General features: G+C 61.4%; 28 protein-coding genes. 19 read left to right on the top strand and 9 right to left on the bottom strand.

All coding sequences use genetic code 11. The features are described from left to right. The first annotated feature begins 53 nt into the window (after nt 1–53). A complete protein-coding gene (locus J2T55_RS02140; RefSeq protein WP_259053954.1) occupies nt 54–839 on the top strand; it encodes a PP2C family protein-serine/threonine phosphatase in 786 nt (261 codons plus the stop codon). A 6-nt stretch (nt 840–845) separates the two neighbouring features. After that, nucleotides 846–1,214 carry a hypothetical protein gene (locus J2T55_RS02135; RefSeq protein WP_259053952.1) on the top strand — a complete coding sequence of 123 codons (369 nt, stop codon included), beginning with the start codon at nt 846–848 and terminating at the stop codon, nt 1,212–1,214. Between the two features lie 78 nt (nt 1,215–1,292). Here the strand turns inward: J2T55_RS02135 and J2T55_RS02130 are convergent, their stop codons facing one another. Further along, the gene (locus J2T55_RS02130; RefSeq protein ID WP_259053951.1) at nt 1,293–2,066 is read right to left on the bottom strand and encodes an MlaA family lipoprotein; all 774 of its coding nucleotides are present in this window, start codon (nt 2,064–2,066) and stop codon (nt 1,293–1,295) included. Nucleotides 2,067–2,280: 214 nt separating this feature from the next. Here J2T55_RS02130 and ubiG point away from each other — a divergent pair, with 214 nt between their 5' ends. From ubiG to J2T55_RS02115, 3 genes are read left to right on the top strand one after another with little or no spacing between them, the layout of a single operon-like run. Next, on the top strand, nt 2,281–2,997 hold the full coding sequence (gene ubiG, locus J2T55_RS02125) for a bifunctional 2-polyprenyl-6-hydroxyphenol methylase/3-demethylubiquinol 3-O-methyltransferase UbiG (protein ID WP_259053949.1): 717 nt from the start codon (nt 2,281–2,283) through the stop codon (nt 2,995–2,997). A 14-nt stretch (nt 2,998–3,011) separates the two neighbouring features. After that, nucleotides 3,012–3,704: an HAD family hydrolase gene (locus tag J2T55_RS02120; RefSeq protein ID WP_259053947.1), complete on the top strand. Its 693-nt coding sequence runs from the start codon at nt 3,012–3,014 to the stop codon at nt 3,702–3,704. Continuing rightward, nucleotides 3,688–4,563 (top strand): squalene/phytoene synthase family protein, encoded by an 876-nt coding sequence (locus J2T55_RS02115; RefSeq protein ID WP_259053945.1) that lies wholly within the window; start codon nt 3,688–3,690, stop codon nt 4,561–4,563. Before J2T55_RS02120 ends, J2T55_RS02115 begins: the two co-directional genes overlap by 17 nt. Before the next feature lie 39 nt (nt 4,564–4,602). On the opposite strand, the gene J2T55_RS02110 is transcribed toward J2T55_RS02115, so the two are convergent. Further along, entirely contained in the window at nt 4,603–5,067 is a 465-nt protein-coding gene (locus J2T55_RS02110) for a hypothetical protein (protein ID WP_259053943.1), read from the bottom strand. A 193-nt stretch (nt 5,068–5,260) separates the two neighbouring features. Between J2T55_RS02110 and J2T55_RS02105 the strand changes: the two genes are divergently transcribed. The 12 genes from J2T55_RS02105 (at nt 5,261) to J2T55_RS02050 (ending at nt 14,838) form a co-directional block, all read left to right on the top strand. After that, nucleotides 5,261–5,455 carry a DUF1674 domain-containing protein gene (locus J2T55_RS02105; protein WP_259053942.1) on the top strand — a complete coding sequence of 65 codons (195 nt, stop codon included), beginning with the start codon at nt 5,261–5,263 and terminating at the stop codon, nt 5,453–5,455. Nucleotides 5,456–5,545: 90 nt separating this feature from the next. Continuing rightward, on the top strand, nt 5,546–5,944 hold the full coding sequence (gene sdhC / locus J2T55_RS02100; RefSeq protein WP_259053941.1) for a succinate dehydrogenase, cytochrome b556 subunit: 399 nt from the start codon (nt 5,546–5,548) through the stop codon (nt 5,942–5,944). Continuing rightward, complete coding sequence (gene sdhD / locus J2T55_RS02095; protein ID WP_259053940.1) at nt 5,941–6,321, top strand: succinate dehydrogenase, hydrophobic membrane anchor protein; 381 nt, start codon at nt 5,941–5,943, stop codon at nt 6,319–6,321. Before sdhC ends, sdhD begins: the two co-directional genes overlap by 4 nt. A 4-nt stretch (nt 6,322–6,325) precedes the next feature. Beyond that, nucleotides 6,326–8,116 (top strand): succinate dehydrogenase flavoprotein subunit, encoded by a 1,791-nt coding sequence (sdhA, locus tag J2T55_RS02090; RefSeq protein WP_259053939.1) that lies wholly within the window; start codon nt 6,326–6,328, stop codon nt 8,114–8,116. A gap of 95 nt (nt 8,117–8,211) precedes the next feature. Next, on the top strand, nt 8,212–8,994 hold the full coding sequence (locus tag J2T55_RS02085) for a succinate dehydrogenase iron-sulfur subunit (RefSeq protein ID WP_259053938.1): 783 nt from the start codon (nt 8,212–8,214) through the stop codon (nt 8,992–8,994). Nucleotides 8,995–9,123: 129 nt separating this feature from the next. After that, nucleotides 9,124–9,375 (top strand): FAD assembly factor SdhE, encoded by a 252-nt coding sequence (locus J2T55_RS02080; protein WP_259053937.1) that lies wholly within the window; start codon nt 9,124–9,126, stop codon nt 9,373–9,375. A 249-nt stretch (nt 9,376–9,624) separates the two neighbouring features. Further along, complete coding sequence (gene ygfZ / locus J2T55_RS02075; protein WP_259053936.1) at nt 9,625–10,488, top strand: CAF17-like 4Fe-4S cluster assembly/insertion protein YgfZ; 864 nt, start codon at nt 9,625–9,627, stop codon at nt 10,486–10,488. Then, the gene (locus J2T55_RS02070; protein ID WP_259053935.1) at nt 10,485–11,534 is read left to right on the top strand and encodes an agmatine deiminase family protein; all 1,050 of its coding nucleotides are present in this window, start codon (nt 10,485–10,487) and stop codon (nt 11,532–11,534) included. The genes ygfZ and J2T55_RS02070 overlap by 4 nt, the downstream gene beginning before the upstream one ends. A gap of 284 nt (nt 11,535–11,818) precedes the next feature. Further along, nucleotides 11,819–12,709, top strand: a complete 891-nt coding sequence (locus tag J2T55_RS02065) for a carbon-nitrogen hydrolase (protein WP_259053934.1) — start codon at nt 11,819–11,821, stop codon at nt 12,707–12,709. A gap of 29 nt (nt 12,710–12,738) precedes the next feature. Then, nucleotides 12,739–13,149 carry a GFA family protein gene (locus J2T55_RS02060; RefSeq protein WP_259053933.1) on the top strand — a complete coding sequence of 137 codons (411 nt, stop codon included), beginning with the start codon at nt 12,739–12,741 and terminating at the stop codon, nt 13,147–13,149. Next, a complete protein-coding gene (locus tag J2T55_RS02055) occupies nt 13,142–14,203 on the top strand; it encodes a hydrolase (protein ID WP_259053932.1) in 1,062 nt (353 codons plus the stop codon). Before J2T55_RS02060 ends, J2T55_RS02055 begins: the two co-directional genes overlap by 8 nt. 119 nt (nt 14,204–14,322) lie before the next feature. Then, entirely contained in the window at nt 14,323–14,838 is a 516-nt protein-coding gene (locus J2T55_RS02050) for a disulfide bond formation protein B (RefSeq protein ID WP_310521961.1), read from the top strand. Nucleotides 14,839–14,898: 60 nt separating this feature from the next. Here J2T55_RS02050 and J2T55_RS02045 read toward each other — a convergent pair whose 3' ends face one another. The 5 genes from J2T55_RS02045 to ffh all read right to left on the bottom strand — a co-directional run bounded on the left by J2T55_RS02045 (nt 14,899) and on the right by ffh (nt 20,596). Beyond that, nucleotides 14,899–15,225 carry an HU family DNA-binding protein gene (locus tag J2T55_RS02045; RefSeq protein WP_259053931.1) on the bottom strand — a complete coding sequence of 109 codons (327 nt, stop codon included), beginning with the start codon at nt 15,223–15,225 and terminating at the stop codon, nt 14,899–14,901. Nucleotides 15,226–15,324: 99 nt separating this feature from the next. Continuing rightward, nucleotides 15,325–16,158: an ABC transporter permease gene (locus J2T55_RS02040; protein ID WP_259053930.1), complete on the bottom strand. Its 834-nt coding sequence runs from the start codon at nt 16,156–16,158 to the stop codon at nt 15,325–15,327. Beyond that, nucleotides 16,151–16,918 carry an ABC transporter ATP-binding protein gene (locus J2T55_RS02035; protein ID WP_259053928.1) on the bottom strand — a complete coding sequence of 256 codons (768 nt, stop codon included), beginning with the start codon at nt 16,916–16,918 and terminating at the stop codon, nt 16,151–16,153. The genes J2T55_RS02040 and J2T55_RS02035 overlap by 8 nt, the downstream gene beginning before the upstream one ends. Before the next feature lie 15 nt (nt 16,919–16,933). Next, nucleotides 16,934–19,141 (bottom strand): NADP-dependent malic enzyme, encoded by a 2,208-nt coding sequence (locus J2T55_RS02030; RefSeq protein ID WP_259053927.1) that lies wholly within the window; start codon nt 19,139–19,141, stop codon nt 16,934–16,936. Between the two features lie 84 nt (nt 19,142–19,225). After that, a complete protein-coding gene (gene ffh, locus J2T55_RS02025; RefSeq protein WP_259053926.1) occupies nt 19,226–20,596 on the bottom strand; it encodes a signal recognition particle protein in 1,371 nt (456 codons plus the stop codon). A gap of 175 nt (nt 20,597–20,771) precedes the next feature. Here ffh and J2T55_RS02020 point away from each other — a divergent pair, with 175 nt between their 5' ends. Both J2T55_RS02020 and J2T55_RS02015 read left to right on the top strand, forming a co-directional pair. After that, a complete protein-coding gene (locus J2T55_RS02020; protein WP_259053925.1) occupies nt 20,772–21,584 on the top strand; it encodes a cytochrome C assembly family protein in 813 nt (270 codons plus the stop codon). A 132-nt stretch (nt 21,585–21,716) separates the two neighbouring features. Continuing rightward, entirely contained in the window at nt 21,717–22,997 is a 1,281-nt protein-coding gene (locus J2T55_RS02015; protein WP_259053924.1) for an HlyC/CorC family transporter, read from the top strand. A gap of 45 nt (nt 22,998–23,042) precedes the next feature. On the opposite strand, the gene J2T55_RS02010 is transcribed toward J2T55_RS02015, so the two are convergent. Then, on the bottom strand, nt 23,043–24,572 hold the full coding sequence (locus J2T55_RS02010) for a carbohydrate porin (RefSeq protein WP_259053923.1): 1,530 nt from the start codon (nt 24,570–24,572) through the stop codon (nt 23,043–23,045). A gap of 279 nt (nt 24,573–24,851) precedes the next feature. Further along, on the bottom strand, nt 24,852–26,237 hold the full coding sequence (gene radA, locus J2T55_RS02005; protein WP_259053922.1) for a DNA repair protein RadA: 1,386 nt from the start codon (nt 26,235–26,237) through the stop codon (nt 24,852–24,854). Between the last annotated feature and the right edge of the window lie 17 nt (nt 26,238–26,254).

The raw sequence follows: 26,254 nt of genomic DNA, 5'->3' as shown, positions 1-26,254 counted from the left end.
AGCATCGCGACCGCCAGGTCAAAGCCAGCTGAGTCGACAGTCAAGGCACAGAAATGGATATCGGATTCAATAAAGGCATCGCAGTGATCGAACCGAAGCACAACGAACCATCCACCGCCAAGGAACTGCACTGGCGCTCAGCCGGACTGACACATGTCGGCAAGATCCGTAGGCACAACGAGGATTCCTTTCTCGAACGCAGCGATATTGGACTCTGGGCGGTAGCCGATGGCATGGGTGGACATTCCGCCGGCGATGTTGCCAGTCAGATGATCGTCGACAGCCTCAATCAGGTAACAGACGAAGATTCGCTGCCCCAGCGCATCAGCCAGATCGAGGACCAGTTGCTACAGGTTAACCAGCACCTCATCGAAAAGGCCACAGAAGGGGGGCAGCGCCTGACCATCGGCAGCACGGTGGTCGCATTGCTCACCTACCGTGATCTAGGCGTTTTCATCTGGGCCGGTGACAGCCGTATTTACCGGCATCGCGAGGACCAGCTGCAGCAGCTGTCCGCCGATCATTCGCAGGTAGAGCTATACGTCGAGCAGGGCCTGATCTCACGCGAGGAAGCAAGCCATCACCCGCACGCCAACATGATCACGCGCGCGGTCGGCGCCGCGGACGAGCTGTTTCTGGACATGGACATGTGCAACCTGCGCTCAGGTGATCGCTTTCTGTTATGCAGCGACGGCCTGACCAAGCATGTCACCGATCTGGAAATTCGCGACCTCCTTGCCGATGGTGATACCGGGGCGGCCGCCAATAATCTGGTCGACCTGTCGCTGACACGCAAAGCTGCCGACAACATCACTGTCGTCGTGGTCGATATTTTCTGAAAGATCATGACGAGTTTGGAAGCAACCGGACTGCGACAACTCGCCAGGCAGTATGCCGAGGGCCAGCTCGACCGGCAAAGCTATCGCGAGGCGCGCACGAACTACCTGGAAGCAATTCTCCGCGGTGAGTCGCCGGAACCGGTCACGCAAGCCAATTATACCACGCCCAGGGCGGCGGCCGGCGAGGAAGCGATCAGCGCCAAAACCTTTCGCAATAACCAGACCGTGATGCTGAACCGCATGGATGCCGGCGAACTGTTACACCGGCAGGCCCAGCCCATCAAGTTAAGCGGAACCTCGTTATGGCCGCGCCTCGCCATCATAGCGGCACTGGTTATCGCACTGATCGTAGTGGTGATGCTGCTCGCCGGGTGACCGGCGGGCGCAGCCCGCAGTGCCGACAATCATGTGAAAGGAACCCGCCGGCCAATAGCCGGCGGGGATAAGCGTTTTCTATTCGTCCTGCGCGCCGTCCAGGTCATCTTGGCCAAAGGTTTCATCGTAACCCGGGTACATCATCGAACCTTCACCCTCGGCGTCATCGTTGATCTGGTTCTCGCGCCGCTCGAAGTAGGCGGTTTTGACGAAATCGTATTCATCCAGTGCGGCTTCACTCAGCAGATCACGCGTGCGCATCATATCGGCCTTGACGTCGATAAAGCCCAGTGCGATCAGGCTGTACTGCCAGGCATCGTCGTCGATGTAGGCGATCGGGTTGAGAAAACCGTCCGCCACCAGGCCGCCGGTATCGCGCACGCTGCTCGGTCCGAGCAGCGGCAGCACCACGTAGGGGCCGGAGCCGACGCCCCAGTAACCCAGGGTCTGGCCGAAATCCTCCTTATAGCGCGGAATCCCGGCTTCGCCGGCAACATCGAAGAAACCGCCGATGCCGATGGTTGTGTTGATCATGAAACGGCTCACGGTCATGATCGAGCCTTCAACCTTGAACTGCAGCAGGTTGTTGACGAAATTGACGATCTCACCCAGGTTACCAAAGAAGTTGGTCACGCCATCATCGACGATTTCCGGGGTAACGGTCTTGTAGCCGCGGGCGATCGGGTGGATCACGTATTCATCCGCACCCTCGTTGAACTGGTAAACACCGCGGTTGAAACCTTCCAGCGGGTCACGCGGGTCGCCCGAACTGGCGCAACCGGCCAGCAGCACGAGCAAGCCCAAACCGGCCAGCAGGCGCATCATTCTTGTTGTTGGCAGCCTTCTATTCATTCCCTTTCGCCCTTAGTATTTTTTACGTTGTGCTTCTATATGCAGCCAGCGCTATCCAGCGTACATGTATCAGCGTCCTCCACGCTGCAAAATCTACCTTAAGCAGGCGTAAAAATCCATGCCTGTCGCGGCTGATCCATTTAGCCACCAGCCCGCCTTCGCGGGTACAATGAGCGTTTTTGAACCCGGTGATGAGAAACTGGTACCACCAGCCATGACAACAGAGGCAGACAATCCAACCCAGGCGCCTGCGGCCGCCACGCCGTTCGCCCGCCATGCCGACGACTGGTGGGACAGTGACGGCGCGCTGCGCACCCTGCATGTCATCAATCCGATCCGGCTCGAATACATCGATGCGCGTTGTCAGCTGGCCGGCAAGCAAGTACTGGATCTGGGCTGCGGCGGCGGTCTGTTATGCGAGGCCATGGCCGCGCGCGGCGCACACGTTACCGGTGTCGATGTGGCCGACGAACTCATCGCGGTTGCCCGCGATCACGCCCGCCAGCAATCACTGGCGATCGACTACATTCACGGCAGCAGCGCCGATCTGCTGGCGGACGGTGAGACGCGCTTTGACGTGATCACCTGCCTGGAGATGCTCGAACATGTCGAGACGCCGGGCCAGATCATCGCCGACTGCGCCCGGCTGCTCAAGCCGGGCGGCGACCTGGTGTTGTCGACCCTGAACCGCAGCGCCGCCGCCTACGCCTTCGCCATCATCGGCGCGGAATACGTCACCGGTCTGCTGCCGCGCGGGACCCACGACTACAGCTATTTCATCCGCCCCGCTGAGCTCGCCGCCGGCTGCCGGCAGCAACAGTTGCAGGTCCGCGACATCAGCGGCCTGACCTACCTGCCGGGGCTCAACCGCGCCTACATCGGCCGCTCGACCGCAATTAATTACCTGCTGCACGCGCGGCGCGAACACTGACTTAAACTGCCAAGATGACCGTCCGCAACCTGCAACTCGACGGGGTCCTGTTCGATCTCGATGGCACCCTGGTCGACACGGCACCCGGCCTGGCGGCCGCCCTGAACAGCCTGTGCCAGCTCAAGGGCCGGGCACCGCCGGACTACACGGCGGTACGACCGATCGTCTCCCAGGGCGGCGCGGCACTCATCGCGCTGGCCTTTGCCGATTGCGACAGTGCCGAGCGCGAACAGCTGCGGCGCGAATTTCTCGACATCTACGCCCGGCTGCTTAACGAGCAGCCCGGGGCATCACCGCTGTTTGCCGGCATGGCCGGACTGCTCGACAACATCGAGGCACGCGGCTGGCGCTGGGGGATCGTCACCAACAAGCCGCTGTGGCTGAGTGAACCATTGCTCGCGGCAATCGGGCTGGATCGCCGCAGCGCCTGCCTGGTCTGCGGCGACCAGGTCCAACAGCCGAAACCGGCGCCCGAAGCCCTGTTGCTGGCCTGCGAACAGCTCGGCTGTGCGCCGGCGCGTGCGGTCTACATCGGCGACGCGCAGCGCGACATCGCCGCCGGTCAGGCCGCCGGGCTGTACACGCTCGCCGCGGCCTACGGTTACCTGGCCAGGGACGAGGATCCGACCGACTGGGGCGCCGATGCCATCGTGAGCAGCGTTGCCGACATCGACGCCTGGCTGCAAACCCATGCCCACGGCGGCTGACAACGCCAGCGGCGTCGACTACTTCATCGCCCAGGCCGCACCAACCGGTTCGGCGCTCTACTATGCCTGCCTGTTCAGTGATCCCGCGCGGCGGTCAGCCCTGCTCGCCTGGCACGCACTGGAACACGAACTGCTAAAAAGCCTGACGGACATCCAGGATCCGGGAGTCGCCCGGCTGCGCCTGCAATGGTGGGCCGAGGAAATGCAACGCGTCGCCGCGGGCCACGCCCGCCACCCGCTGGGCCAGGCGTTGCAACCGGCGTTCGGCCACGGCCGGCCGGCCATGATGGAAGTCATCGACGCGATTGCACGGCTGCAGGACGCGGTCAGTCTGCCCGACCGCGAACTGGCCAGCCAGCTGGATGCCGACTATCAACGCCATTTCGCGCCGCTGTGGCGACTGTCGGCGCAGCTCGGCGGCGTCGACAGCGACGCCGCACTGGACGCCGCCGCCGAACTCGGCCAGCGGCACCACGAACTGCGCGCCCTGCAGGCCCTGCCGCAGACCCTGGCCCAGGGCCTGTGCCGGCCACTGGCACGCGCCGATCTGGCGCATGCCGGGCTGGCCGAAACGACCGACTTGACCGCCCCGGACTGGCGCAACTTGCTGGCGCAAAAGTTCACGCAGCTGCGACAGCGGATCGAGCAACTGCGACTGGCCTACCCCGCCGCTGCGGCGCCGCACTTCCTGCACGGGCTGATCCTGGCGCGGCTGGACGCGGCGCTGGCCGGCGAAATCGTCAGGGACGGCTGCCACATCGGCAGCCGGCAGTATGCACTGACACCGATCCGGCGGCTGTGGCTGGCCTGGCGCACACGGCGGGCGTTGCGGAGGAGATTGGTGACAGGTGATAAGTGATTGGAAAGATTGCCCAATCAACCAGTTACCATTCACCTGTCACTGCTCAGCACCAGCCACCGGATGCCGCAACCACACACGCAGTCGGCGCAGGACCGCGGCGTTTTCGGTGGTGGCACAGAGCAGCACGCGGTGGCTGCCGTGTTCGCTGCGAAAGCGCAGCACCAGCAGTCGCGGGTGAATCAGGGCGTCGTCGCACAGCTGCGCCGGCAGCCAGTGGCCCGTGGCCAACCGCAGCCACCATCGCGCCGCCGTCGCGCGTTCCGGGCTATCCAGTCGTATCTCGGCTACCGCCCGCGGTCGCTGCGGCCGGTAGCGATACCACTGTATGCCGCCATGCAACAAAACCGCCGCGGCCAGGGCAACCGCCTGGCCGAATGACAACGACGTCAGCGGCAACAGCAGCAGCGCGATCGCATGAAGCAGGCCGATAAACCATTGCAGAGCCGCCTGGTTGCCGGTGCGCAGATGCAACGGCTGGAGCATGGAATTGTCCTGGAACATGGGTATTTTGCACCCGTAAAACGGCTGTTAAATAACTGTCTATCTTGCATTCACGGGCCGGAAAAAAGATACTAGCGCTTTTGCCCGGTCGCTGCAGTTATGTGTTTTCGGCGCGCCACGGTCGCAACAATAGCTTCAGATTAAGGTATCATTCAGCCCGCATCAGCAACCCGAACCGTTCGAGAGGCTCGTGATGTCAGACAACGCATCAATCGACAGGCAAACTCAACCGGCAACTAGGCCGGACACTGCCAAGCCCGACCGCAACGATGCCACACCGGCCGGCGATCAGGAGGGTTCCGGCACGCAGGAGATTGGCGGACCGAAAGGGCTCGAACCAACGCGCTATGGTGACTGGGAGAAAGCCGGTCGCTGTATCGACTTCTAGTCTATTGGCTGCATGCTTTCTGAGCTGACACCGGTATTGTTCTGCCACCGGTATTTCTAACTTTAAATCAATAAAACAGGTAGCCCGAAGATGTCTGCAAGACAACGGCCACTGTCGCCGCATCTGCAAGTCTACAAACCCCAGCTCACTTCGGTATTGTCGATCACCCATCGTGGTACCGGCCTGTTCCTGAGTCTTGGTGCGCTCGTGCTGTGTTACTGGCTGCTCGCGCTGGCGGCGGGCCCGGACAGCTACGCCAACGCCCAGGCCGTTATCGGCAGCTGGCCGGGTCAGCTGCTGTTATTCGGCTGGGTCGCCGCGCTGTACTATCACCTGGCCAACGGTATCCGGCACCTGTTCTGGGATGCCGGCTATGGGCTGGAACTGAAGACCACTTATGCCTCCGGCTTCGCCGTCGTCGCCGTCAGTATCGTGCTGACCGTGGCGACCTGGATCATCGCGGCATTACGCATGGGAGGTGGAGCATGAGTCTGCGCAGTCCGCTCGGTCGCGCACGCGGCCTGGGGTCGGCGAAGTCCGGCCTGCACCACTGGATCGCCCAGCGCCTGACCGCCATCGCCCTGGTGCCGCTGTCGCTGTGGTTCATCGTCACGCTGGTCTGCCTGATCGGCAGCGATCACGCCACTGCGGTCGAGCGACTGCAGTCACCGCTGACCGCCACCCTGCTGATCCTGTTCATCGCGGCACTGTTTCATCATGCCCAGCTGGGCGTACAGGTCGTGATCGAGGATTACGTGCACGGCCACTGGCAGAAACTCACCTCGCTGGTGGTCGTCAAGTTCATCGCCGTTTTCGCGGCACTGGCGTCGATCATCGCCGTGCTCAAAGTTTCCCTGGGTTTATAACGTTATGTCGAAGGCTTACGAAGTTACCGAACATCAGTACGACGTGGTTGTCGTCGGTGCCGGCGGTGCCGGCCTGCGCGCCACGTTCGGCATGGCCGCCGAAGGCCTGACCACCGCCTGCGTCACCAAGGTGTTTCCGACCCGCAGTCACACCGTTGCCGCCCAGGGCGGCATGTCGGCGGCACTGGCCAACATGGGTGAGGACGACTGGCGCTGGCACATGTACGACACCATCAAGGGTTCCGACTGGCTCGGCGACCAGGATGCGATCGAGTACATGTGCAAGAATGCCATGCAGGCGGTCATCGAGCTGGAACACTACGGCGTGCCGTTCTCACGCACCGACGAGGGCAAGATCTACCAGCGACCGTTCGGTGGCATGACCACCAACTTCGGCGAAGGCACTGCACAACGCACCTGCGCTGCGGCCGATCGCACCGGTCACGCGATCCTGCACACGCTCTATCAGCAGTCATTGAAGAATAATGCCGAATTCTACATCGAGTACCTGGCCCTGGACCTGATCATCGACGATGAAGGCGTCTGTCGCGGCCTCTGGGCCTGGTGCCTGGAAGATGGCAGCCTGCACCGCTTCCGTGCCCATGAAGTCGTGCTCGCAACCGGCGGTTACGGCCGCTCGTACTTTTCCTGCACGTCGGCGCATACCTGCACCGGCGACGGCACCGGCATGGTGCTGCGTGCCGGTCTGCCACTGCAGGACATGGAGTTCATCCAGTTCCACCCGACCGGCATCTACGGCTCCGGCTGTCTCATTACCGAAGGCGTGCGTGGCGAAGGTGGTTACCTGACCAACAGCAACGGCGAACGCTTCATGGAACGCTACGCGCCGACCGCCAAGGATCTCGCCTCGCGCGACGTCGTCAGCCGTTCCATGACCATTGAAATTCGCGAGGGTCGCGGCGTCGGCGCCAACGGCGATCACATCCACCTGCACCTGGAACACTTGGGACCGGGAGTGATCAACGAACGCCTGCCGGGCATCGCCGAGTCAGCCCGAATTTTTGCCGGCGTCGATGTTACCAAGGAACCGATCCCGGTGCTGCCGACGGTGCACTACAACATGGGCGGCGTGCAGACCAACTACCTGGGCCAGGTCGTCACCCTGAAAAACGGCGATCCGGACGCGGTCGTGCCGGGCCTGATGGCGATCGGCGAGGCCGCCTGCGTATCGGTACACGGCGCCAACCGCCTGGGTTCGAACTCGCTGCTGGATCTCATCGTCTTCGGCCGCGCCGCCGCTCAGCACTGCGCCGCCACCATCAAACCGGGGCAGACGCACAAGGCGTTGCCGGACAGCATTGACGACTTCTGCCTGTCGCGCTTCGATCGCATTCTTCACAATGACGGCAGCACGCCGGTGGCGAAGATTCGCGACAACATGCAGCGCACCATGCAGAACGACGCGGCCGTGTTCCGCACCGGCGAAACGCTCGCCGAGGGCATCGAGAAGATGAAGGATGTCCACGCCTCATTCGGCGACGTCAAGGTGAGCGACAAATCGCTCATCTGGAATACCGACCTGGTCGAGGCGCTGGAACTGGACAACCTGCTCGGCAATGCCGTGGTCAGCATTCATTCAGCTGCCAATCGGCTGGAAAGTCGCGGCGCCCACGCCCGCGAGGACTATCCAGATCGCGACGACGAAAACTGGATGAAACACACGCTGGTGTGGCTGAACGAACAGGGCGAGGTCCGTTTCGACTACCGGCCGGTGCATATGTACACGCTGACCGATGAAGCCGAGGTCATACCGCCGAAGAAACGAGTTTATTGACGCGTTCCTCGTGAAGCGTATCTCGTATCTCGCAGTCAGAGCGGGAACCGGATACGCCATCGAGATACGAGATACGAACGACGAGATACGAAACCATGGCTGAATTTACTTTACCGAAAAATTCCAAGATCAAGGCTGGCAAGACGTTCAATGCCGCTGCCGGCGCCAAGCGCATCAAGCGCATCCGGGTCTATCGCTGGAGCCCGGAAGACGACGACAATCCGCGCATCGATACCTACGAGATCGATCTGGATAAATGCGGGCCGATGGTTCTGGACGCGATCATTCACATCAAGAATGAGATCGACTCGACACTGACGTTCCGCCGTTCCTGCCGCGAAGGCATCTGTGGTTCCTGCGCCATGAACATTGGCGGCACCAACACGCTGGCCTGCACCAAGGCAATCGATGATTATGAGGGCGACATCAATATCTACCCGTTGCCGCATATGGATGTCGTCAAGGATCTGGTGCCGGACATGACGCACTTCTATGCCCAGTACGCCTCGGTAAAACCGTGGCTGCAGACACAGACGACACCGCCGCCGGATCGCGAACGACTGCAGTCCAAGGAAGAACGCGCCGAACTCGACGGCCTGTACGAGTGCATCCTCTGCGCCTGCTGCTCGACCTCGTGCCCGAGCTACTGGTGGAACCAGGAGCGCTATCTCGGCCCGGCCATCCTCTTGCAGGCATACCGATTTATCGCCGATTCGCGCGACGAGAATACCGGCGAACGCCTGGATGAACTGGAAGATCCGTTCAAGCTGTACCGCTGTCACACCATCATGAACTGCACCAATAGCTGCCCCAAGGGCCTGAACCCGGCCAAGGCGATCGCCGAGATCAAGAAGAAGATGGTGGAGCGAAGCGTATAGACGTATCTCGTCGCCCGTATCTCGTATCTCGATGGCATATCCCGCCTCGCTCAACGTACGAGATACGAGATACGCTTCACGAAATACAGCCAACGCGGGCATTGAGCTTCCAATCCATCAGGAGTTTGCATGTCCTCGATTTCCGACATAAACCGCCTGCGCTGGCGCTGCCGCCGTGGCATGCGGGAGATGGATATCGTGCTCGGCGGTTTCCTCGAACAGCAGTACGAAACCGCCGATGCCGACGTGCAACAGGCATTCGTGCGCATTCTCGATGAACTCGACCAGGACATCCTCGACTGGATCATGGCGCGGCGGCCGTGTCCGGCCGAGTACCAAACACTTATAGAGCGGCTGCGGATCGTGACTGGTGACTGGTGACTGGTGACTGGTGACTAAAATAGCGTGCTCCAGCGCCATAGTTGTCAAGGCCGGAGCTTGCCATTCACCAATAACCAACCACCTGCAGGAGCCGAGTTCAGTCGGCGAAACAGGCACCGATAGGTTCGCGGATTATAATCCGTTCCCTCGAAGGCGGGTCTTGCCAATCACTAATCACCAATTACCAGTTACCCGCCACCAGAGTGTTACCATTCGTACTCACCAATCAAACCACCACTGCTTCCATTCATGAGTGAAAACCGCGTCTACGAACTGTCATCCCTGCGCCTGCTGCGGCTGACCGGCGCCGATCGACAGGCGTTTCTGCACGGCCAGTTGACCCGTGACATGAACCGGCTCGACCCCGGTCAGGCCGGTCTGGCGGCCTGGTGCAATCCCAAGGGCCGGGTCATCGCCACGTTCGTCGTTGTCTGTGCCGACGACCATATCGATTTACTGGTCGCCGCCGATCTGAAAGACGCGGTCATCAAGCGCCTGCGTATGTTCGTGCTGCGCGCCCAGGTCGACATCGAGGACGTCGAGGCCGCCGCTTTCATGGGCCTGGCCGGTACCCAGGCGCTGGCCGCCGCCGCGTTGTCGGACGCCGACTGGTCTGTGCGGCTGGACGACGCGCGTACCTGTATCCGTCTACCCGGCGACCGTACGCTGGTCTACGGCGATGCGCAGGACCTGCATGCTCTGCGCCCGGAAGACGCCGCAGTGGCCAGGGACGACGACTGGACGCTGCGAAACATCGAAACACGGCAACCGTGGATCGACGCCGCGGTATCGGAACAGTTTCTGCCGCAGATGCTGAACCTGGATTTAAACGGTGGCCTCGACTTCAACAAGGGCTGCTACCCGGGCCAGGAGGTCGTCGCCCGGCTGCACTACCGCGGCGAGGTCAAGCAACGCCTGCACCATGGTAGCAGCGACACGGCCCTGACCGCCGGCGAGGCACTCTACAGCGCCACCGGCGAACGGGCCGGGCATGTCGTCAATGCCGCCGCGAACGGCGACGGCGGTTATCGTTGCCTGGCCGTCACGAATATCGACTCCGGCCGACTACACATCGGCGGCAACGACGGACCGGCCGTGGATATCATGCCATGAGCAGCCAGCGCCGCTTCCCGGCCGAGTGGGAACCGCAGGCCGCCCTGCTTGTTGCCTGGCCGCACGAAACCACCGACTGGCGTGACACACTGACGGCCATCGAACCGGTCTACGTCGATTTCGTGGCCGCCGTGGCCGCCGTGCAACCGGTCTGGATCCTGTGTCAGGACGCCGTGCATCTCATCCATGTCAGCGACCGGCTCGAACAGGCCGGCGTCGACGCGAACAACATCAAGCCGATCATCTGCAGCTTCAATGACACCTGGATCCGCGACTACGGCCCGATTACGATCATCGACGCCGACACGCCACGCCTGCTGGATTTCCGCTTCAACGGCTGGGGCGGCAAGTTCGAGGCCGGCCTCGATGACACGGTCAACGCCCGGCTCGCCGGTACCTGTCAGTTCGGTGGCGCCGTGCCGGTCGCGCTGCCACAGATCCTCGAAGGCGGCAGCCTGGAGACCGACGGTGCCGGCACGCTGCTGACCACCAGCGGCTGCCTGCTCGGCGCCTCGCGCAACGCCGGCATGGATCGCGCCGCCTGGGAAGCACTCTTTGCCGAACAGCTCGGTTGCGATCGCACGCTATGGCTGGAGCACGGCTACCTCGCCGGCGACGATACCGATGGCCACATCGACACACTGGCACGCTTTGCCGACCCGGAGACGATCGTCTACGCTGGCTGCGATAACCCGGACGATCCGAACCACAACAGCCTGCTGTCCATGGCCGCGGAACTGCAGGCCCTGTGCCGGCGTGACGGCAAGCCCTACCGCCTGATCACCCTGCCCGCACCGGCACCACAGCTCGTTGACGGCGCGCCGGTACCGGCGTCGTATGCCAACTTCGTCATCATCAATGAACGCGTGCTGGTCCCGACCTATAATGACCCGGCCGACGAACATGCGCTGGAACAGCTGCAGAAGGCGTTCCCGGAACGCGATATCATCGGCATCGACGCCCGCGCCATGGTCCGCCAGGGCGGCGTCCTGCACTGTGCCAGCATGCAGATACCGCAGGTGGTGACGACCGACAAAACGTCATAATCAAGGGAAGGTTAATATGACGTCCGCAAATGCACGCGAATGAACACAAATATGTCGCGTTAATTGACGGACCGCAGTTCATCAGCATCCAGATTCGCCAAGCAAGAATGCGAGAGAAACGATAAACGTACGCCGTCCAATAGCGTCGCTGAACATCTGTCCGGGTGACGCCTGATGCCGCTAACAAAGCCCAAATACCCACTTCCTATTCTACTTTGCGTTCATTTGCGTTAATTTGCGGACCGCAGTTCTTTCAAACCAATCCCCGATAGGTCTGAATTCTCATGTCCCGCGAACTCACAGTAGCCATTGCCCAGCACGCCGCCGGTGATGACGACAAGCAGAAAAACCTGGCGCGTTCGCTCGCCGGCATCGAACAGGCCGCCGCGGCCGGCGCGCAGCTGGTGCTGTTGCCGGAACTGCACGCCACACCGTATTTCTGCAAGACCGCGGAGACGCGGCTGTTCGATCTGGCCGAACCGATCCCCGGGCCGACAACGGACGCCCTGTGCGCGGCGGCCCGGCAGCACGGCATTGCGATCGTCGGTTCGATCTTCGAACGCCGCAACGCCGGGCTCTATCACAATACCGCGGTCGTGATCGAAAACGACGGCCGGCTGGCCGGCCGTTACCGCAAGATGCACATACCCGATGATCCGGGCTACTACGAGAAATTCTATTTCACCCCCGGCGATCTCGGCTTCGTGCCGATAGCGATCGGTGCGGCGAATCTCGGCGTGCTGGTATGCTGGGACCAGTGGTTCCCGGAAGCCGCCCGGCTTATGGCGCTGGCCGGCGCCGAGCTGTTGATCTATCCCAGCGCCATCGGCTGGGATCCGGACGACGACGCGGCCGAACAGACGCGCCAGCGCGAGGCCTGGCTGACCGTACAACGCGGCCATGCGGTCGCCAACAACCTGCCGGTGATCAGCAGCAACCGGGTCGGCTTCGAGAGTGACCCGAGTAACCAGACCAGCGGCGCGCAATTCTGGGGTTCGAGTTTCATCTGTGGCCCGCAGGGCGAATGGCTGGCGCAGGCCGATACGGCTTCCGAGACCGTGATCACGGCAACGCTGGACCTGCAGCGCACCGAGGACGTGCGCCGCCTGTGGCCGTACCTGCGCGACCGGCGCATCGACGCCTATGGCGATATAACAAAACGCAACATCGACTGAGCCGGTAAACGCCGGCGGGGAAGACAATCATGCAGACTCTGGCCGGACAGTGTTTATGTGGTGAGGTGCAGTTTCAGGCAACGGCGGACAGTCCGGATATCTGGGTCTGCCACTGCCGCATGTGCCGCCAGTGGGTATCCACCGGCTTTATGGCCGTGCATGTCGAGCGCCTCGATATCGACCGTGGTGATCGGCTGCAGTGGTACCCGTCATCCGACTGGGGCGAACGCGGCTTTTGCAGCCACTGCGGCAGCAGCCTGTTCTGGCGAGGCCGCGGCCCGGCCACGGGACACCTGGCGGTCAGTGCCGGTGCCCTGTCCGAGCCGTCGGCACTGCTGCTCAAGGGCCACATCTTCGTCGACGAGAAGCCGGCCTATTACGATTACAGTGACGCCGGCGAGCGTCTTACCGGCGCCGAGGTGATGGCTGATTTTGACTGATCCGCAGCACCCGACGGCCGCTGGCCAGGCGCCTGATTCTGATGCAGAAGCCTTTTGCCCCGCCTGGTGGCTGCCGGGGCCGCATCTGCAGACCCTGTGGCCATTCTTCTTTCACCGGGTATCAGTCGCGGTGGACTGGCAACGCCTGGAACTGCCCGATGGCGATTTTCTCGACCTGGCGTGGCACGGCCCGGCCGACAGTCAACGCCTGTGTCTCTTATTGCACGGGCTGGAGGGCTGCTACCGCTCACATTACCTGCCCGGCCTGATGCAGCGGCTGGCGGCCGCTGGCTGGCGTGTGGTGGTCATGCACTTTCGCGGCTGCAGCGGCCCCGCCAATCGCCTGACACGCAGCTACCACTCGGGTGAAACCGGTGACCTGGCACAGGTCATCAACCACCTGCATGAGCACGAGCAACCCGGGATACTGACGGCTGTCGGCTTTTCACTGGGTGGCAACGTGCTGCTCAAGTACCTCGGCGAACGCGGCGCCGCCAATCGCGCCAGTGGACTCGCCGGCGCCTGCGCGGTGTCGGTGCCGTTCGATCTGGCCGTCGGTGCGGCGCGGCTGAACCGTGGCCTGTCGCGCCTTTACCAGTGGTGGCTGGTAGCTACGCTGCGGCGCAAGATGCGGCAGAAATTTGCCCACCGCGCGGCGCCGTTCGACCTCGGCCAGCTGCATCGCCAACGCAGTTTCCGTGCTTTCGACGGCTACGTCACGGCACCATTGCATGGCTTTCGCGATGCCGACGACTACTACCGGCGCAGCAGCTCGAAAGCCTTTCTGCATAACATACAGACGCCGACGCTGCTGCTGCAGGCCGCCGACGATCCGTTCCTGGGACGTGACGGCCTGCCCGCTGCCGGAGAACTGTCCGCACAGGTACGCTTCGAGCTCAGTAGCCACGGCGGCCATGTCGGCTTCATCGGTGGCCGCTTGCCGTGGCGTCCCGACTACTGGCTGGAGCGGCGCATCCCGCGTTTCCTGGCAACGGTACAGCCACCGGCGACTGTGGCCGTAACCGCCGGATCGATGAGTCACGAGCCGGTGTGACTGGCGTACGGGCGAGACTGTTACCCCGCAGCGGAACATGGGAAAATAGTTCGGTCAGATAATTATTGGCACTGTTCGCGCACGTTCGCGAACAATTATAAAAACCATAGGGGCGCGACGTGATCTCTGCTCGTTCAATCTTCGTACTGTTGCTGCTGGCCTGCACCGGCCTGCTCGGCTTCGGCTACTACCTGCAGTACGTTACCGGGCTGGAACCCTGTCCGCTGTGCATCCTGCAGCGTCTGGCATTCTTTGCGCTACTCGCCGTCAGCCTCGTTGCCGCCATCCATGCGCCGGGCAAGCTGGGTATCCGCATCTATGCCGGTCTCGGTCTGCTGGCAACAGCAATTGGCGGGACGCTGGCCGGACGCCAGATCTGGCTGCAGCATCTGCCGGCCGATCAGGTGCCCGAGTGCGGGCCCGGACTGGAATACATGCTGGACGTGTTTCCAGTGTTCGAGGCACTGCGCATGATCCTGGCCGGATCGGGCGAATGCGCGGAAATAGACTGGACGTTTCTGGGGCTGTCGATCGCCCAGTGGAGTTTTGGCTGGTTTGTTGTGTTGGGACTGGTCTGCCTGTATCTGCTCGTCGCTGCGGGCAGATTCGAACCGCCTTTCAGGCTTTTCAAGTAGCGCCGTCTGCTGATACAAACCGGGGCGGTATCACCGCCCCGGTCGGCATTCGGTCAGTACTTACTGCAGGTCGTCTTTCATCGCCTTGAGCACGGTGGCGCGCACGGTGATGGACTTCGGCTTGGCCTTGATCATCATTTCCTCGCCCGTAAACGGGTTCACGCCCTTGCGCGCCTTGCGGGCCGGCTGCTCCTTGCGCCGCAGCTTAACGCCCATTTCCGGGATCGAGAACTCACCGGAACCACGCTTGACCAGATGCCGCTTGGCCTGGTCCGACAGCGCCGCCAGCACGGACTTGACGTCTTTCTTGGTCATCTCCGTCGCATCAGCAATATCGCTGATGATCTGGGCCTTGGTTTGTTTTTCTTTGATTGCCTTGATAGCCATTAAAATCTTCCTCAATGAAGTGATGTTTCAATACAATTCAGGTACAAAAATCTGCGGCAAAAAGCATAACACGTCTACAGTTTAAGCGGTATTTTGCCTTTATTCACCCATTTGCAGCAATAACCCCCGGCGCCGGGCGGCCTGAAACGTCCGGTAGAAAATCCAACTGCCCAGCAGCAGGTAGAATACATTCAGGCCCACAGCGTTGAGCAACAGCGTCCAGTCGAAAACACCATCAAACAATACCTTGCGCATGCCTTCAAAAACATGGCTGGTAGGCAGCGCCCAGGCCGCCGGTTGCAGCCAGTCGGGCAGAACAGTAACCGGATAGTAGATGGCACTGATCGGCGCCAGCGCGAAAATCGACGCCCAGGCCAGGCTTTCCACGCCCAGACCATAGCGCAGCAACAGTGATGAAATCACTAGGCCCACCGACCAGCCGAACACCAGCAGGCAGGTAAAAAAGGCAATCAGCGGCAGGCCGAGGTCGAAGATCGAGATGTGATACAACGGAATGGCGAGCAGTGCGGCGGTGCCGACGCCGAGCAGCGTGCGCAGCAGACTGATGCTCAGCAGCGCCAGGATCAGCTCCTGCGGGCGCAGCGGGCTGGCAAACAGGTGACCAAGGTTGCGCGCGAACAACTCCTCCATGAACGCCACCGACACACCCAGCTGGGCGCGAAACAGCACATCCCACAGCAGCACCGCCGACAGCAACACGCCGGTCGCCTGCGCCACCCAGTCGCTGTTGGTCATGAAAAATTGCGTGATAAAGCCCCAGATGATCATCTGCACGGTCGGCCAGTAGGCCTGCTCAAGCATGCGCGGCCAGGAGCCGCGCAGCAGGTAGACATAGCGCAGGATGATCGCGTAGATGCGCCCGCAGCTGGCCCGGCAATTGTCGCCAATATGGGCAATGAACTGATCATTCATGCCGGCTTACCTCTTCGCTACGGGCATGGCGACCGGTGTTGCGCACGACATCGAGGAACACCTCCTCGAGGTTGGCGCGGCCGTGGCGCGCGATCAGCGCCGCCGGCGCATCGCGATCGACGATCCGGCCGGCGCGCATGATCAGCACCTGATCGCAGATGCGCTCGACTTCCGCCATGTTGTGCGAAGCAAACAGAATGCTGGCACCGGTGGCGGCCTGATAGTTCTTGAGATAGCGGCGCATGCGATCGGCCGTGTCCGGGTCCAGCGACGCGGTCGGTTCATCCAGTAGCAGCAGATCGGGTTCGTTGACCAGCGCCTTGGCCAGGGCAACCCGGGTTTTCTGACCTGCCGACAGGGTTGCGTAGGCACGCCGCCGGAACGCCTGTAAATCCAGCGATTCAAACAGCTCGGCCAGGCGCTGGCGGCGCTGGCGCACGCCATACAGGCGGGCGTAGACGTCGAGGTTTTCCTCGATCGTCAGCCGCTGCGGCAGATCGACATAGGGCGAGGAAAAATTCATGCGCGGCAGCACGCGGTAGCGGTGGGCGAGAAAATCCTCGCCAAGGATATGCACGCGACCGCTGCTCGGCGTCAGCAGGCCCAGCAGTATGGCAATAGTCGTGGTCTTGCCGGCACCGTTGGCGCCGAGCAGGCCACAGACACTGCCGCGCGGCACCGTGAAATCGATCCCGGCCAGTGCCTCAACGGCACCGTAGTGCTTGCTGAGCTGCTCGACTTTGATCGCGGCTGCCGTCACGAGCTCGGCCGGCGATCAGTTGTCGTGCGACTGCACCGCCGCCACCTGGGCGTCGACAACGGCCAGCGCGGTGGCGTTGACGACGCGGCGCACGGTGGCCGAACCGGTAAGCAGGTGCACGGGATGTGCCAGACCGAGCAGCACCGGACCGATGGTGACCGCTTCGCCCAGTTCCTTGATGAGGTCGTAACCGATCTTGGCGGCATCGATGTTCGGCATGATCAGCAGGTTCGCCTGTCCGTGTAGCGGCGAGTCCGGCTTTACCGTCTGCCGGATCTGATCGTTCAATGCGGCATCGGCGCGGCTCGGGCCATCGACTTCCAGCCCGGCGTCCCGGGCCCGGATCAAGTCCACCGCCTGTCGCAGCCGCGCCGCTACCGGCGTATCCTCAGCGCCGGCATTGCCATGGGCCAGCAGCGCGGCGCGTGGCGTCATGCCAAAACGCCTGACCACATTCGCGGCCAGCAGTGTCATGTCGGCCAACTGCTCGGCGTCGGGTTCCGGTGTGACTGCCGTGTCGCAGATGAAATAAACGCCCTGCTTGAGAATAACGATGTTCATGGCGGCCGCCTGGGCGACGCCGGATGCGAGCCCCAGCTGGTCGACGATATGTTGCAGATGTGTGTGGAAGTAATCCTCGTAGCCGCAGATTATGCCGTCGGCCTGACCCGCGTGAACCATGCGCGCCGCCATCTGGCTGTTGTGATCGGTGGGATCATCCACCGCGACAATATCGATATCCGTATCCGGGCGCAGCCGCAGGCCGAGCTGGTTGATGCGTTCGCTGATGGTAGCCGCGTCCCCGATCAGCACCGGCCGCGCCAGCTGTTCGTCGACCACGCTTTGCACGGCACGCAGGATCAGCGGCTGTTCACCCTCAGCATAGACGATGCGCTTCGGCTGTGACTTGGCACGTTCGAACACCGGCCGCATGATCAGCACCGACTCGAAGACATAGCGCTGCAGTTGCTGGCGATAGGCTTCGACGTCTGTCAGCGGTCGCAGCGCCACACCGCTGTCGCTGGCGGCCATGGCCACCGCCGGCGCCAGCTTGAGTATCAGGCGCGGGTCGAACGGTTTCGGGATCAGGTAATCGCGACCGAACTTGAAATCGATGCCGCCGTAGGCAGCCACCACGGTATCGGGGGCCTCCTCCATGGCCAGTTCGGCCAGCGCATAGACACAGGCGAGCTTCATTTCATCGTTGATGATGGTCGCGCCGACATCCAGGGCGCCACGGAAAATGAACGGGAAACAGAGGACATTATTGACCTGGTTCGGATAGTCCGAGCGGCCGGTCGCCAGGATCGCATCCGGTCGCACCGCCTGCGCTTCCTCCGGCAGGATTTCGGGCAGCGGGTTCGACAATGCCAGGATCAGCGGGTCGCGCGCCATCGACCGCACCATCTCCTGTTTCAGTACGCCGGGACCGGACAGGCCGAGAAAGATATCGGCATCCTGCATGGCTTCGCTGAGTGTCTCGATGCTGCCGGTTTTGGTCGCAAACATTTTCTTGTGCGGTTCCAGGCCGCCGCGCCGGCCCGGATGCAGCAGCCCGTCACGGTCGAACACCCGCATGTTTTCCTTCGGCAGTCCCAGCCCTTCGAGCACTTTCAGACAGGCGATACCGGAGGCGCCGGCACCGGTGCTGACCAGTTTGACATCCTTGATGTCCTTGCCGACGACGCGCAGGCCATTGAGTACCGCCGCCCCGACAATAATCGCCGTACCGTGCTGATCGTCATGAAACACCGGAATGTTCATGCGATTGCGCAACCGGCCCTCGACCATGAAGCATTCCGGCGACTTGATGTCCTCGAGATTGATGCCGCCGAAGCTGGGTTCGAGGCTGGCAATAATATCGACCAGCTTTTCCGGATCGCGCTCGTTGATCTCGATATCGAACACGTCAATGCCGGCAAATTTCTTGAACAGCACCGCCTTGCCTTCCATCACCGGCTTGGCCGCCAGCGGGCCGATGTCACCGAGACCGAGTACCGCGGTGCCATTGGTGACGACGGCGACCAGATTCGAACGCGCGGTCATATCGGCAACACTGGCCGGATCGGCAACGATCGCCTCGCAGGCCGCGGCGACGCCGGGACTGTAGGCCAGCGCCAGATCGCGCTGGTTGGCCAGTGGCTTGGTGGGCGTGACTTCGATCTTGCCGGGGCGTGGATAGCGATGGTAGTCGAGGGCGTTCTTGTCGCTGTCGCGGTTCATCGAATTGACTGTCAGTGTGAGAGATTGTTAACGGTACGTAACCGGCTGCGCGATGATTGCGCCGCTGCCCCGGCCGCTTGCATGTCAGGGCTTAAAACCCGGCGGCAGACCGCCACCGCCGCCGCCGCCCATGCCCTGCAGCATCTTCTGCAGGCCACCCTTGCGTTTCATGCGTTTCATGGTCTTTTGCATCTGTCCGAACTGTTTCAGCAGCTTGTTGACTTCCTGAACCGAGGTTCCGGAGCCCGCGGCGATGCGCTTCTTGCGCGAACCGTTGATGATATCCGGCTTACGGCGCTCCTTTTGCGTCATTGAGTCGATGATCGTGCCGAGCCGGTTGAACATACCATCATTGACCTGATTCAGGGCCCCGGCCGGCAACTGGCCGGTGCCGGGCAACTTATCGAGCAGGCTGCTCATGCCCCCCATGCGGTTCATTTCATTGATCTGATCGCGAAAGTCGTCCAGGTCGAAACCGCCCTTCTTGATCTTTGCGGCCATTTTCTTGGCCTTGTCCTGATCGGTCTTGCGCTCGACCTCCTCGATGAGACTCAGGACGTCGCCCATGCCGAGAATGCGCGAGGCGACGCGTTCCGGATGGAACGCCTCCAGGGCGTCGAATTTCTCGCCGCTGCCGAGGAACTTGATCGGCTTGCCGGTGACATGCCGTACCGACAGCGCCGCACCGCCGCGCGCATCGCCGTCGACCTTGGTCAATATCACCCCGGACAGCGGCAGGGCATTGTTGAAGGCCTCGGCCGACTTGACCGCGTCCTGGCCCATCATGCTGTCGATGACGAACAGCGTCTCCGCCGGGCTCAGGTCACTATTGAGCGCCTGGACCTCGGCCATCATGTCTTCGTCGACATGCAGACGTCCGGCAGTGTCGACGATCAGCGTCTCGACGCCCTGGCGGCGCACCGTCGCCACGGCATCGCGGGCGATATCCAGCGGCTTCTGCGATGAATCACTGGGCAGGTACTCGATACCGGCCTGATCGGCGTAGGCGTGCAACTGGTCAATGGCGGCGGGTCGGTAGACGTCGCAGGACACCACCTTGACGCTGCGCTTGAGATCATCGCGGATGTGCCGCGCCAGCTTGACCGCGGTGGTGGTCTTGCCGGCACCCTGCAGACCGGCGAGCAGGATCACCGCCGGCGGTGCCACATTCAGTGACAGCGGCGTAGCTGACTCGCCCATCAGCCGCACCAGTTCCTCGTGGACGATCTTGATGACGACCTGGCCGGGCGTCAGGCTGGTGGCAACCTCCTGGCCGATAGCGCGCTCGCGCACGTGCTCGATGAAATCCTTGACCACCGGCAGGGCGACGTCGGCCTCGAGCAGCGCCATGCGCACCTCGCGCATGGCCTCGCTGATGTTGTCTTCACTCAGCCGCCCCTGGCCACGCAGGTTTTTCAGCGTGCGGCCAAGGCGCTCGGAAAGATTGTCGAACATGTAGGTGACACCCGGTTCAGTTGGAATTCGGTTGGCTTATCCGGCCGCGTCGCGGTCACGGGGCGGTTCTGGCGGACCATTATAACCGAGCCGACCGTGGCTACGCATGTCGCGGCTTCAACCGACACGACGATTATGCAATGATGCTGTCAATGAACGCCTGTAGTGACCCATCATGAGCCCTGTCATCGGCACCGGCATCGCCAGCCTGCTCTATCTGGCCGCCGCCGGCCGACTGGCCGTGACCCTGTTCAGCCCGAACAGCCGGAACGACCGGCACGCCACCGGCTACCTGGTGGCCGGCGGCTTCGCCCTGCTTTTTCACGCGCTGGTGCTGTACCAGTTCATCCACACCGGCGCCGGGCTCGATCTCGGCTTTTTCAACGCGCTGTCGCTGGTTACCTGGATGATCGTTCTGTTCGTTCTGGTCGGCTCGCTGAACAACCCGTTGCAGAACCTGACCGTGGTGCTCTACCCGCTGGCGACGATCGCCCTGCTGCTGCAGGTACTCGTACCCAGCAGCCGGATATTGCCGGCCACGACGCCGACCGGCCTGGAGGCGCACATCCTGCTGTCGATCTGCGCCTACAGCCTGCTCGGCGTCGCCGCCCTGCAAGCGCTGGTACTGGCCCTGCAGGAGCGCCAGCTGCGACACAAGCATCCAGGCCGCATCATGCGCGCCCTGCCGCCATTGGCCGTCATGGAAAATCTGCTGTTCCAGATCATCACCATCGGCTTCTTCCTGCTCAGCCTGGCACTGGCTACCGGTTTCATGTTTCTCCACGACCCGTTCGCCCAGCACCTGGTGCACAAAACCGTGCTGTCGCTGCTGGCCTGGCTGACCTTCGCCATATTACTGTGGGGTCGCTGGGCGCGTGGCTGGCGCGGCCAGATCGCGATCCGCTGGACGCTGGCCGGTTTTGCCTGCCTGATGCTGGCCTATTTCGGCAGCAAGCTGGCGCTGGAACTGGTCCTCAACCGGGTCTAGATACGTGAATCGTGCAATGTGAACCTTGACGGCACGCGCCATCCCGGACGCCTCGCAGAGACGCCCGAGCAAGGCGCTGCCAAACCCGCACAAGCTTAAACCTGTCGCCTAAATTTTCGGAGTCAATCAAGCGTGGAAGCGATCCCGCTCAGTTACCTTTTCATCGCCCTGGGAGTGCTGGTTCTGCTGTCCGGCTACTTTTCCGGATCGGAAACCAGCATGATGGCGCTGAACCGCTACCGGCTGCGGCACCTCGCCGAAAGCCGCCACCGTGGTGCGATGCGTGCCCAGCAGTTGCTGGAACGACCGGACCGGCTCATCGGCATCATTCTGCTGGGCAACAACCTGGTCAATATCTTCGCCGCCTCGCTGGCGACGGTCATCGGCCTGCGCCTGTTCGGTGAGGCCGGCATTGCCATTGCCTCGCTGGGCCTGACCGTGATCATCCTCATCTTCGGCGAGGTCGCGCCGAAGACCGTCGCTGCCCTGTACCCGGAGCGGTTCGCCTTTCCCAGTTCATTCATTCTCAAACCGTTACTGCGCCTGTTCTATCCGGCCGTCTGGGTACTCAATGCCATTGCCAATGGCCTGTTGCGCATACTCGGTTTCAACATGGAAGAGCAGAGCGACTCACCGTTGTCACGTGAGGAACTGCGCACTGTGGTACGCGAGGCCGGCAACCTGATTCCGAAGCGCCACCAGAAAATGCTGCTCAGCATCCTCGATCTCGAAAACTTTACGGTGAACGACATCATGGTGCCGCGTGCCGAGGTTACCGGTATTGATCTCGAAGACGATATCGACGAGATATACGACATGCTCAATCATTGCCGTCATACCCGTATTCCGGTATTCCGCGGCGATCTCGACAATACTGTCGGCATACTGCATGTACGCCGCCTGTTGCGCAGTCTGATAGAACACGAAGAAGTCACCCGTGAAACCCTTGAGGCAAGCGTCAGTGAACCCTACTTCGTACCCGAGGACACGCCGCTGCATACGCAGATGGTCAACTTCCAGCGTAGCCGTCAGCGCATCGGTCTGGTCGTTGATGAGTACGGTGTCGTTCTCGGACTGGTAACACTGGAAGACATGCTCGAGGAGATCGTCGGCGAGTTCACCACCGACATGCAGAGTTTCAACCGCGATATCCACCCGCAGGATGACGGCAGTTACCTGATCGACGGTACCGCCAGTATCCGCGATATCAACCGCCAGCTACGCTGGCATCTGCCTACCAAGGGTCCGCGCACCCTGAACGGCCTGATTCTTGAGTATCTGGAAAGCATTCCCGAGCCCGGCACCAGCCTAAAAATCGGCGACTACGCATTCGAGATCACGGCAACCACGGAAAGCGCCGTCAAGACAGCCAAGCTGCGCTATTATCCGCAGAAAAAAAGCGGCAACACCTGAGTTGCCGCTCTCAGCCCGACTCTGTTCGGACCCGTTTCGGGCAGGCTAGAAATAGTAGCCCAGGTTGATATTGAAGCGGCTATTGGTTCCATCATCGTCACCGGCAAGACTACCGCCGATAAAAGGCTGATTGCGCGCCATGACGAAATCGAAATAGGCGAACAGACCGCCCGCACTCAACGAGAAACCAGTCACGTTCATCCAGGTATCATCCAGATTCGCTGGCTTGTCAGTGACCAGTGAATAGTCATTATAGAAAGTGACATTCGAGACCGGCCCGAAATTAACCGGCTTGCTGTACGAGACGTTGGCGGTATAGACGCTCGTCTCGGCCGGAATGGTATCAAAGAAGCTGTATGCACCCACGGTCATGACGTCGGCGCCGGAATCGAGATCGTACTCCTGACGTGCCGCCTGCAGCTGCACGTTCCAGCGATCATAGAAACCGTCCAGATGAATCGCGTAGGCATGATTGTCGCCGACCGAATTGGTGCCGTCATGCAGATCCCCATACTGACCGGAGACTCCGATTTCAGTGACATGGTCTTCGGCATGTTCAAACCGGTAGGCAGCACGGGCATTGAAGGTATTCGTTTCGCCAAGCTCCTGGGCACCGATTAAATTACCTTGACCATCAATGGCATTGCCACCACCCACAACGTCGTAGGAATAGCGATCGGCACGATTGTCGACAAAACCGTCGACACCACCCTGTTCGTCATTCTTGTAGAAGGCTGCCTGCAGATTCCACGGACTATCATCGTAGATGAATTTCACACCCATGTCGTAGTCGTCCTCCAGTCCCAGGTAATAGTTGGAACTGAAGAAGTAGTTATGTGAGTTGAATGGCAGAACGCCGAATGGTACCTGGTGGATGCCCACCTGCCCTTGCAGCTTGTCGGTAAAATTGTAACCGACCCAGCCGTGATGAATGACATCCATGTATTGGTAAAAGCGATATTCACCCGACAGCAGCACGTCACCGATAGCCCCGTCTAGGTTGATACGGAAAGTATCAAAGTCGAAGTCACCGCCGCGGTCGCGATTGCCGGCATTGAAGTCCTCGAAACTGAACTGGGTTCGCAGGGCACCGTGCACGCGTATGGTGTTTTCAGCCTTCTGCGCCTCACGCTGGGCATAGACCTGTTGGGCCTTGGTGGTGACCAGATCCTCGACCTCGGAACGGTAAGTGCTGCCAAGCAGAATGCGGGTTTCCAGTGTCGAGGCCAGTTCCTTCATGTCGGTATCAACCACATCCATATCACTATCACTCGCGATAGACTCATCATCGATCCCGCCCGCTCCTTCATCATCCTCGATCTGGATCACGCGCAGCTGCTGCGGCTCGTTGTTTTCATCTGTCGCCGGTCCGGATTCATGCTCGGCAACCTTCTGCTCGGCCTGCTCGAGTTTTTGTTCCAGCTCACCCACGCGTTCTTTGAGGGCACGCAACTCTTCAAGTATCTCGGCGTTGGTTTCGTTCGCTACAGCAGCGATCGGGAACAATAACAACAGACAAAAGTTCCCGAAAAATACACCCAGCCGATGCATTTCAGGTTTTTTGTAAATGATCATGGCTGCACTCCCAATTGATTGCATCAACTCCGTAGCCCTGTACAGCATCCCCAACAACGAAGCATTTTTACTGCAAAAAAACGCAACCTAACAGCAAGCGATCGCCCGTGACAAGCGAGACGACATAATATCGAAGAGAAAGACTAATGAGGGAGTGGCACGCGAATAACGCTGCAGCATGACTGCATTGGAATTGATTGTGTGGTAGCTATTCGGAATGACAAAACCTGTTCAAAACCAGAACACCACCCATATGTAACAGGTTTGCCCCGGTATACTTCAGGTCAGTGACTGTACGACATCCAGCGCTTCACTGAGGCGACTGACACCGGTGATCTGCAAGCCCTCGATCGCCTGCTTCGGCTTGTTGGCCTGTGGCACGATGGCATGCTTGAAGCCGTGCTTGCCGGCTTCGCGCAAACGTTCCGGACCATTCAGCACCGGCCGAATTTCCCCGGCCAAACCAATTTCACCGAAGGCAATCAGCTCCTGCGGCAAAGGCTGATCGCGCAGGCTCGATAGAGCCGCCAGCACGATCGGCAGGTCGGCGGCCGTTTCGGTAACACGTACGCCGCCGACAACATTCACGAACACGTCCTGGTCATAGGTGGCAATACCGCCATGGCGATGCATGACCGCGAGCAGCATGGCCAGCCGGTTCTGTTCCAGGCCGAGAATCACGCGCCGCGGATTACCGCCCTGACTGGCATCGACCAGAGCCTGCACCTCGACCAACAACGGCCGGCTGCCCTCGCGCGTAACCATGACCACACTGCCGGCCACCGGCTGGTCGTGACGCGACAGAAAGATCGCCGACGGATTACCGACTTCCTTCAGGCCCTTGTCGGTCATGCCGAACACGCCCAGTTCGTTGACCGCACCATAGCGGTTCTTGATCGCGCGGATGACGCGATAACGACTGCCGCTGTCGCCCTCGAAGTAGAGTACGCCGTCGACCATGTGCTCAAGCACGCGCGGTCCGGCCAGCGTGCCCTCCTTGGTGACATGACCCACCAGGAAAACAGCAGTGCCGCTTTGCTTGGCATAACGGACGAGCTGTGCGGCGCATTCACGCACCTGGGCGACGGCGCCGGGCGCCGATTGCAATGCCTCGCTGTAGACGGTCTGGATCGAGTCGATCACCAGCACGGCGGGCTTTTCCGCCTGGCTGGTGGCGAGTACGTCTTCCAGCCGATTCTGGGTGGAAATTTTCAGGTCGGCGAGCCGCAGTCCCAGGCGCTTGCCACGCAACGCCACCTGCTGTGCCGATTCTTCCGCGGTCACGTACAGGCAGGGCGTGCCGGTCGCACTCAGGTTGGCTACGGTTTGCAGCAGCAGCGTCGACTTGCCGATGCCGGGGTCGCCGCCGATCAGCACGATCGAACCGCGTACCAGGCCACCGCCGAGCACGCGGTCGAATTCACCGGTACCGGTCGCCAGCCGCACCTCGCCTTCCGTCTCGACGCTGTCCAGCATCTGTACGGCGGCGGCTTCACCAACCAGGTGCATGGGCTGACTGCCGCGGCTGCCGGCGTGCTGGCCAATGGCAATGGCAGCGATTTCCTCCAGCGTGTTCCAGGCGTTGCAGTCCGGGCACTGTCCCGACCACTTGGGAAACTGGGCCCCACAGGCGTTGCACTGATACTGCACCTTCGGCTTTGCCATCGTTTGTTTGCTCCGCG

The sequence above is a fragment of the Methylohalomonas lacus genome, assembly GCF_024808875.1.
In the GTDB taxonomy this organism is placed as follows: Bacteria; Pseudomonadota; Gammaproteobacteria; order Methylohalomonadales; family Methylohalomonadaceae; genus Methylohalomonas; species Methylohalomonas lacus.
Note: the sequence above shows the minus strand (reverse complement) of the source record. Positions and strands in the feature narration are given on the sequence as shown.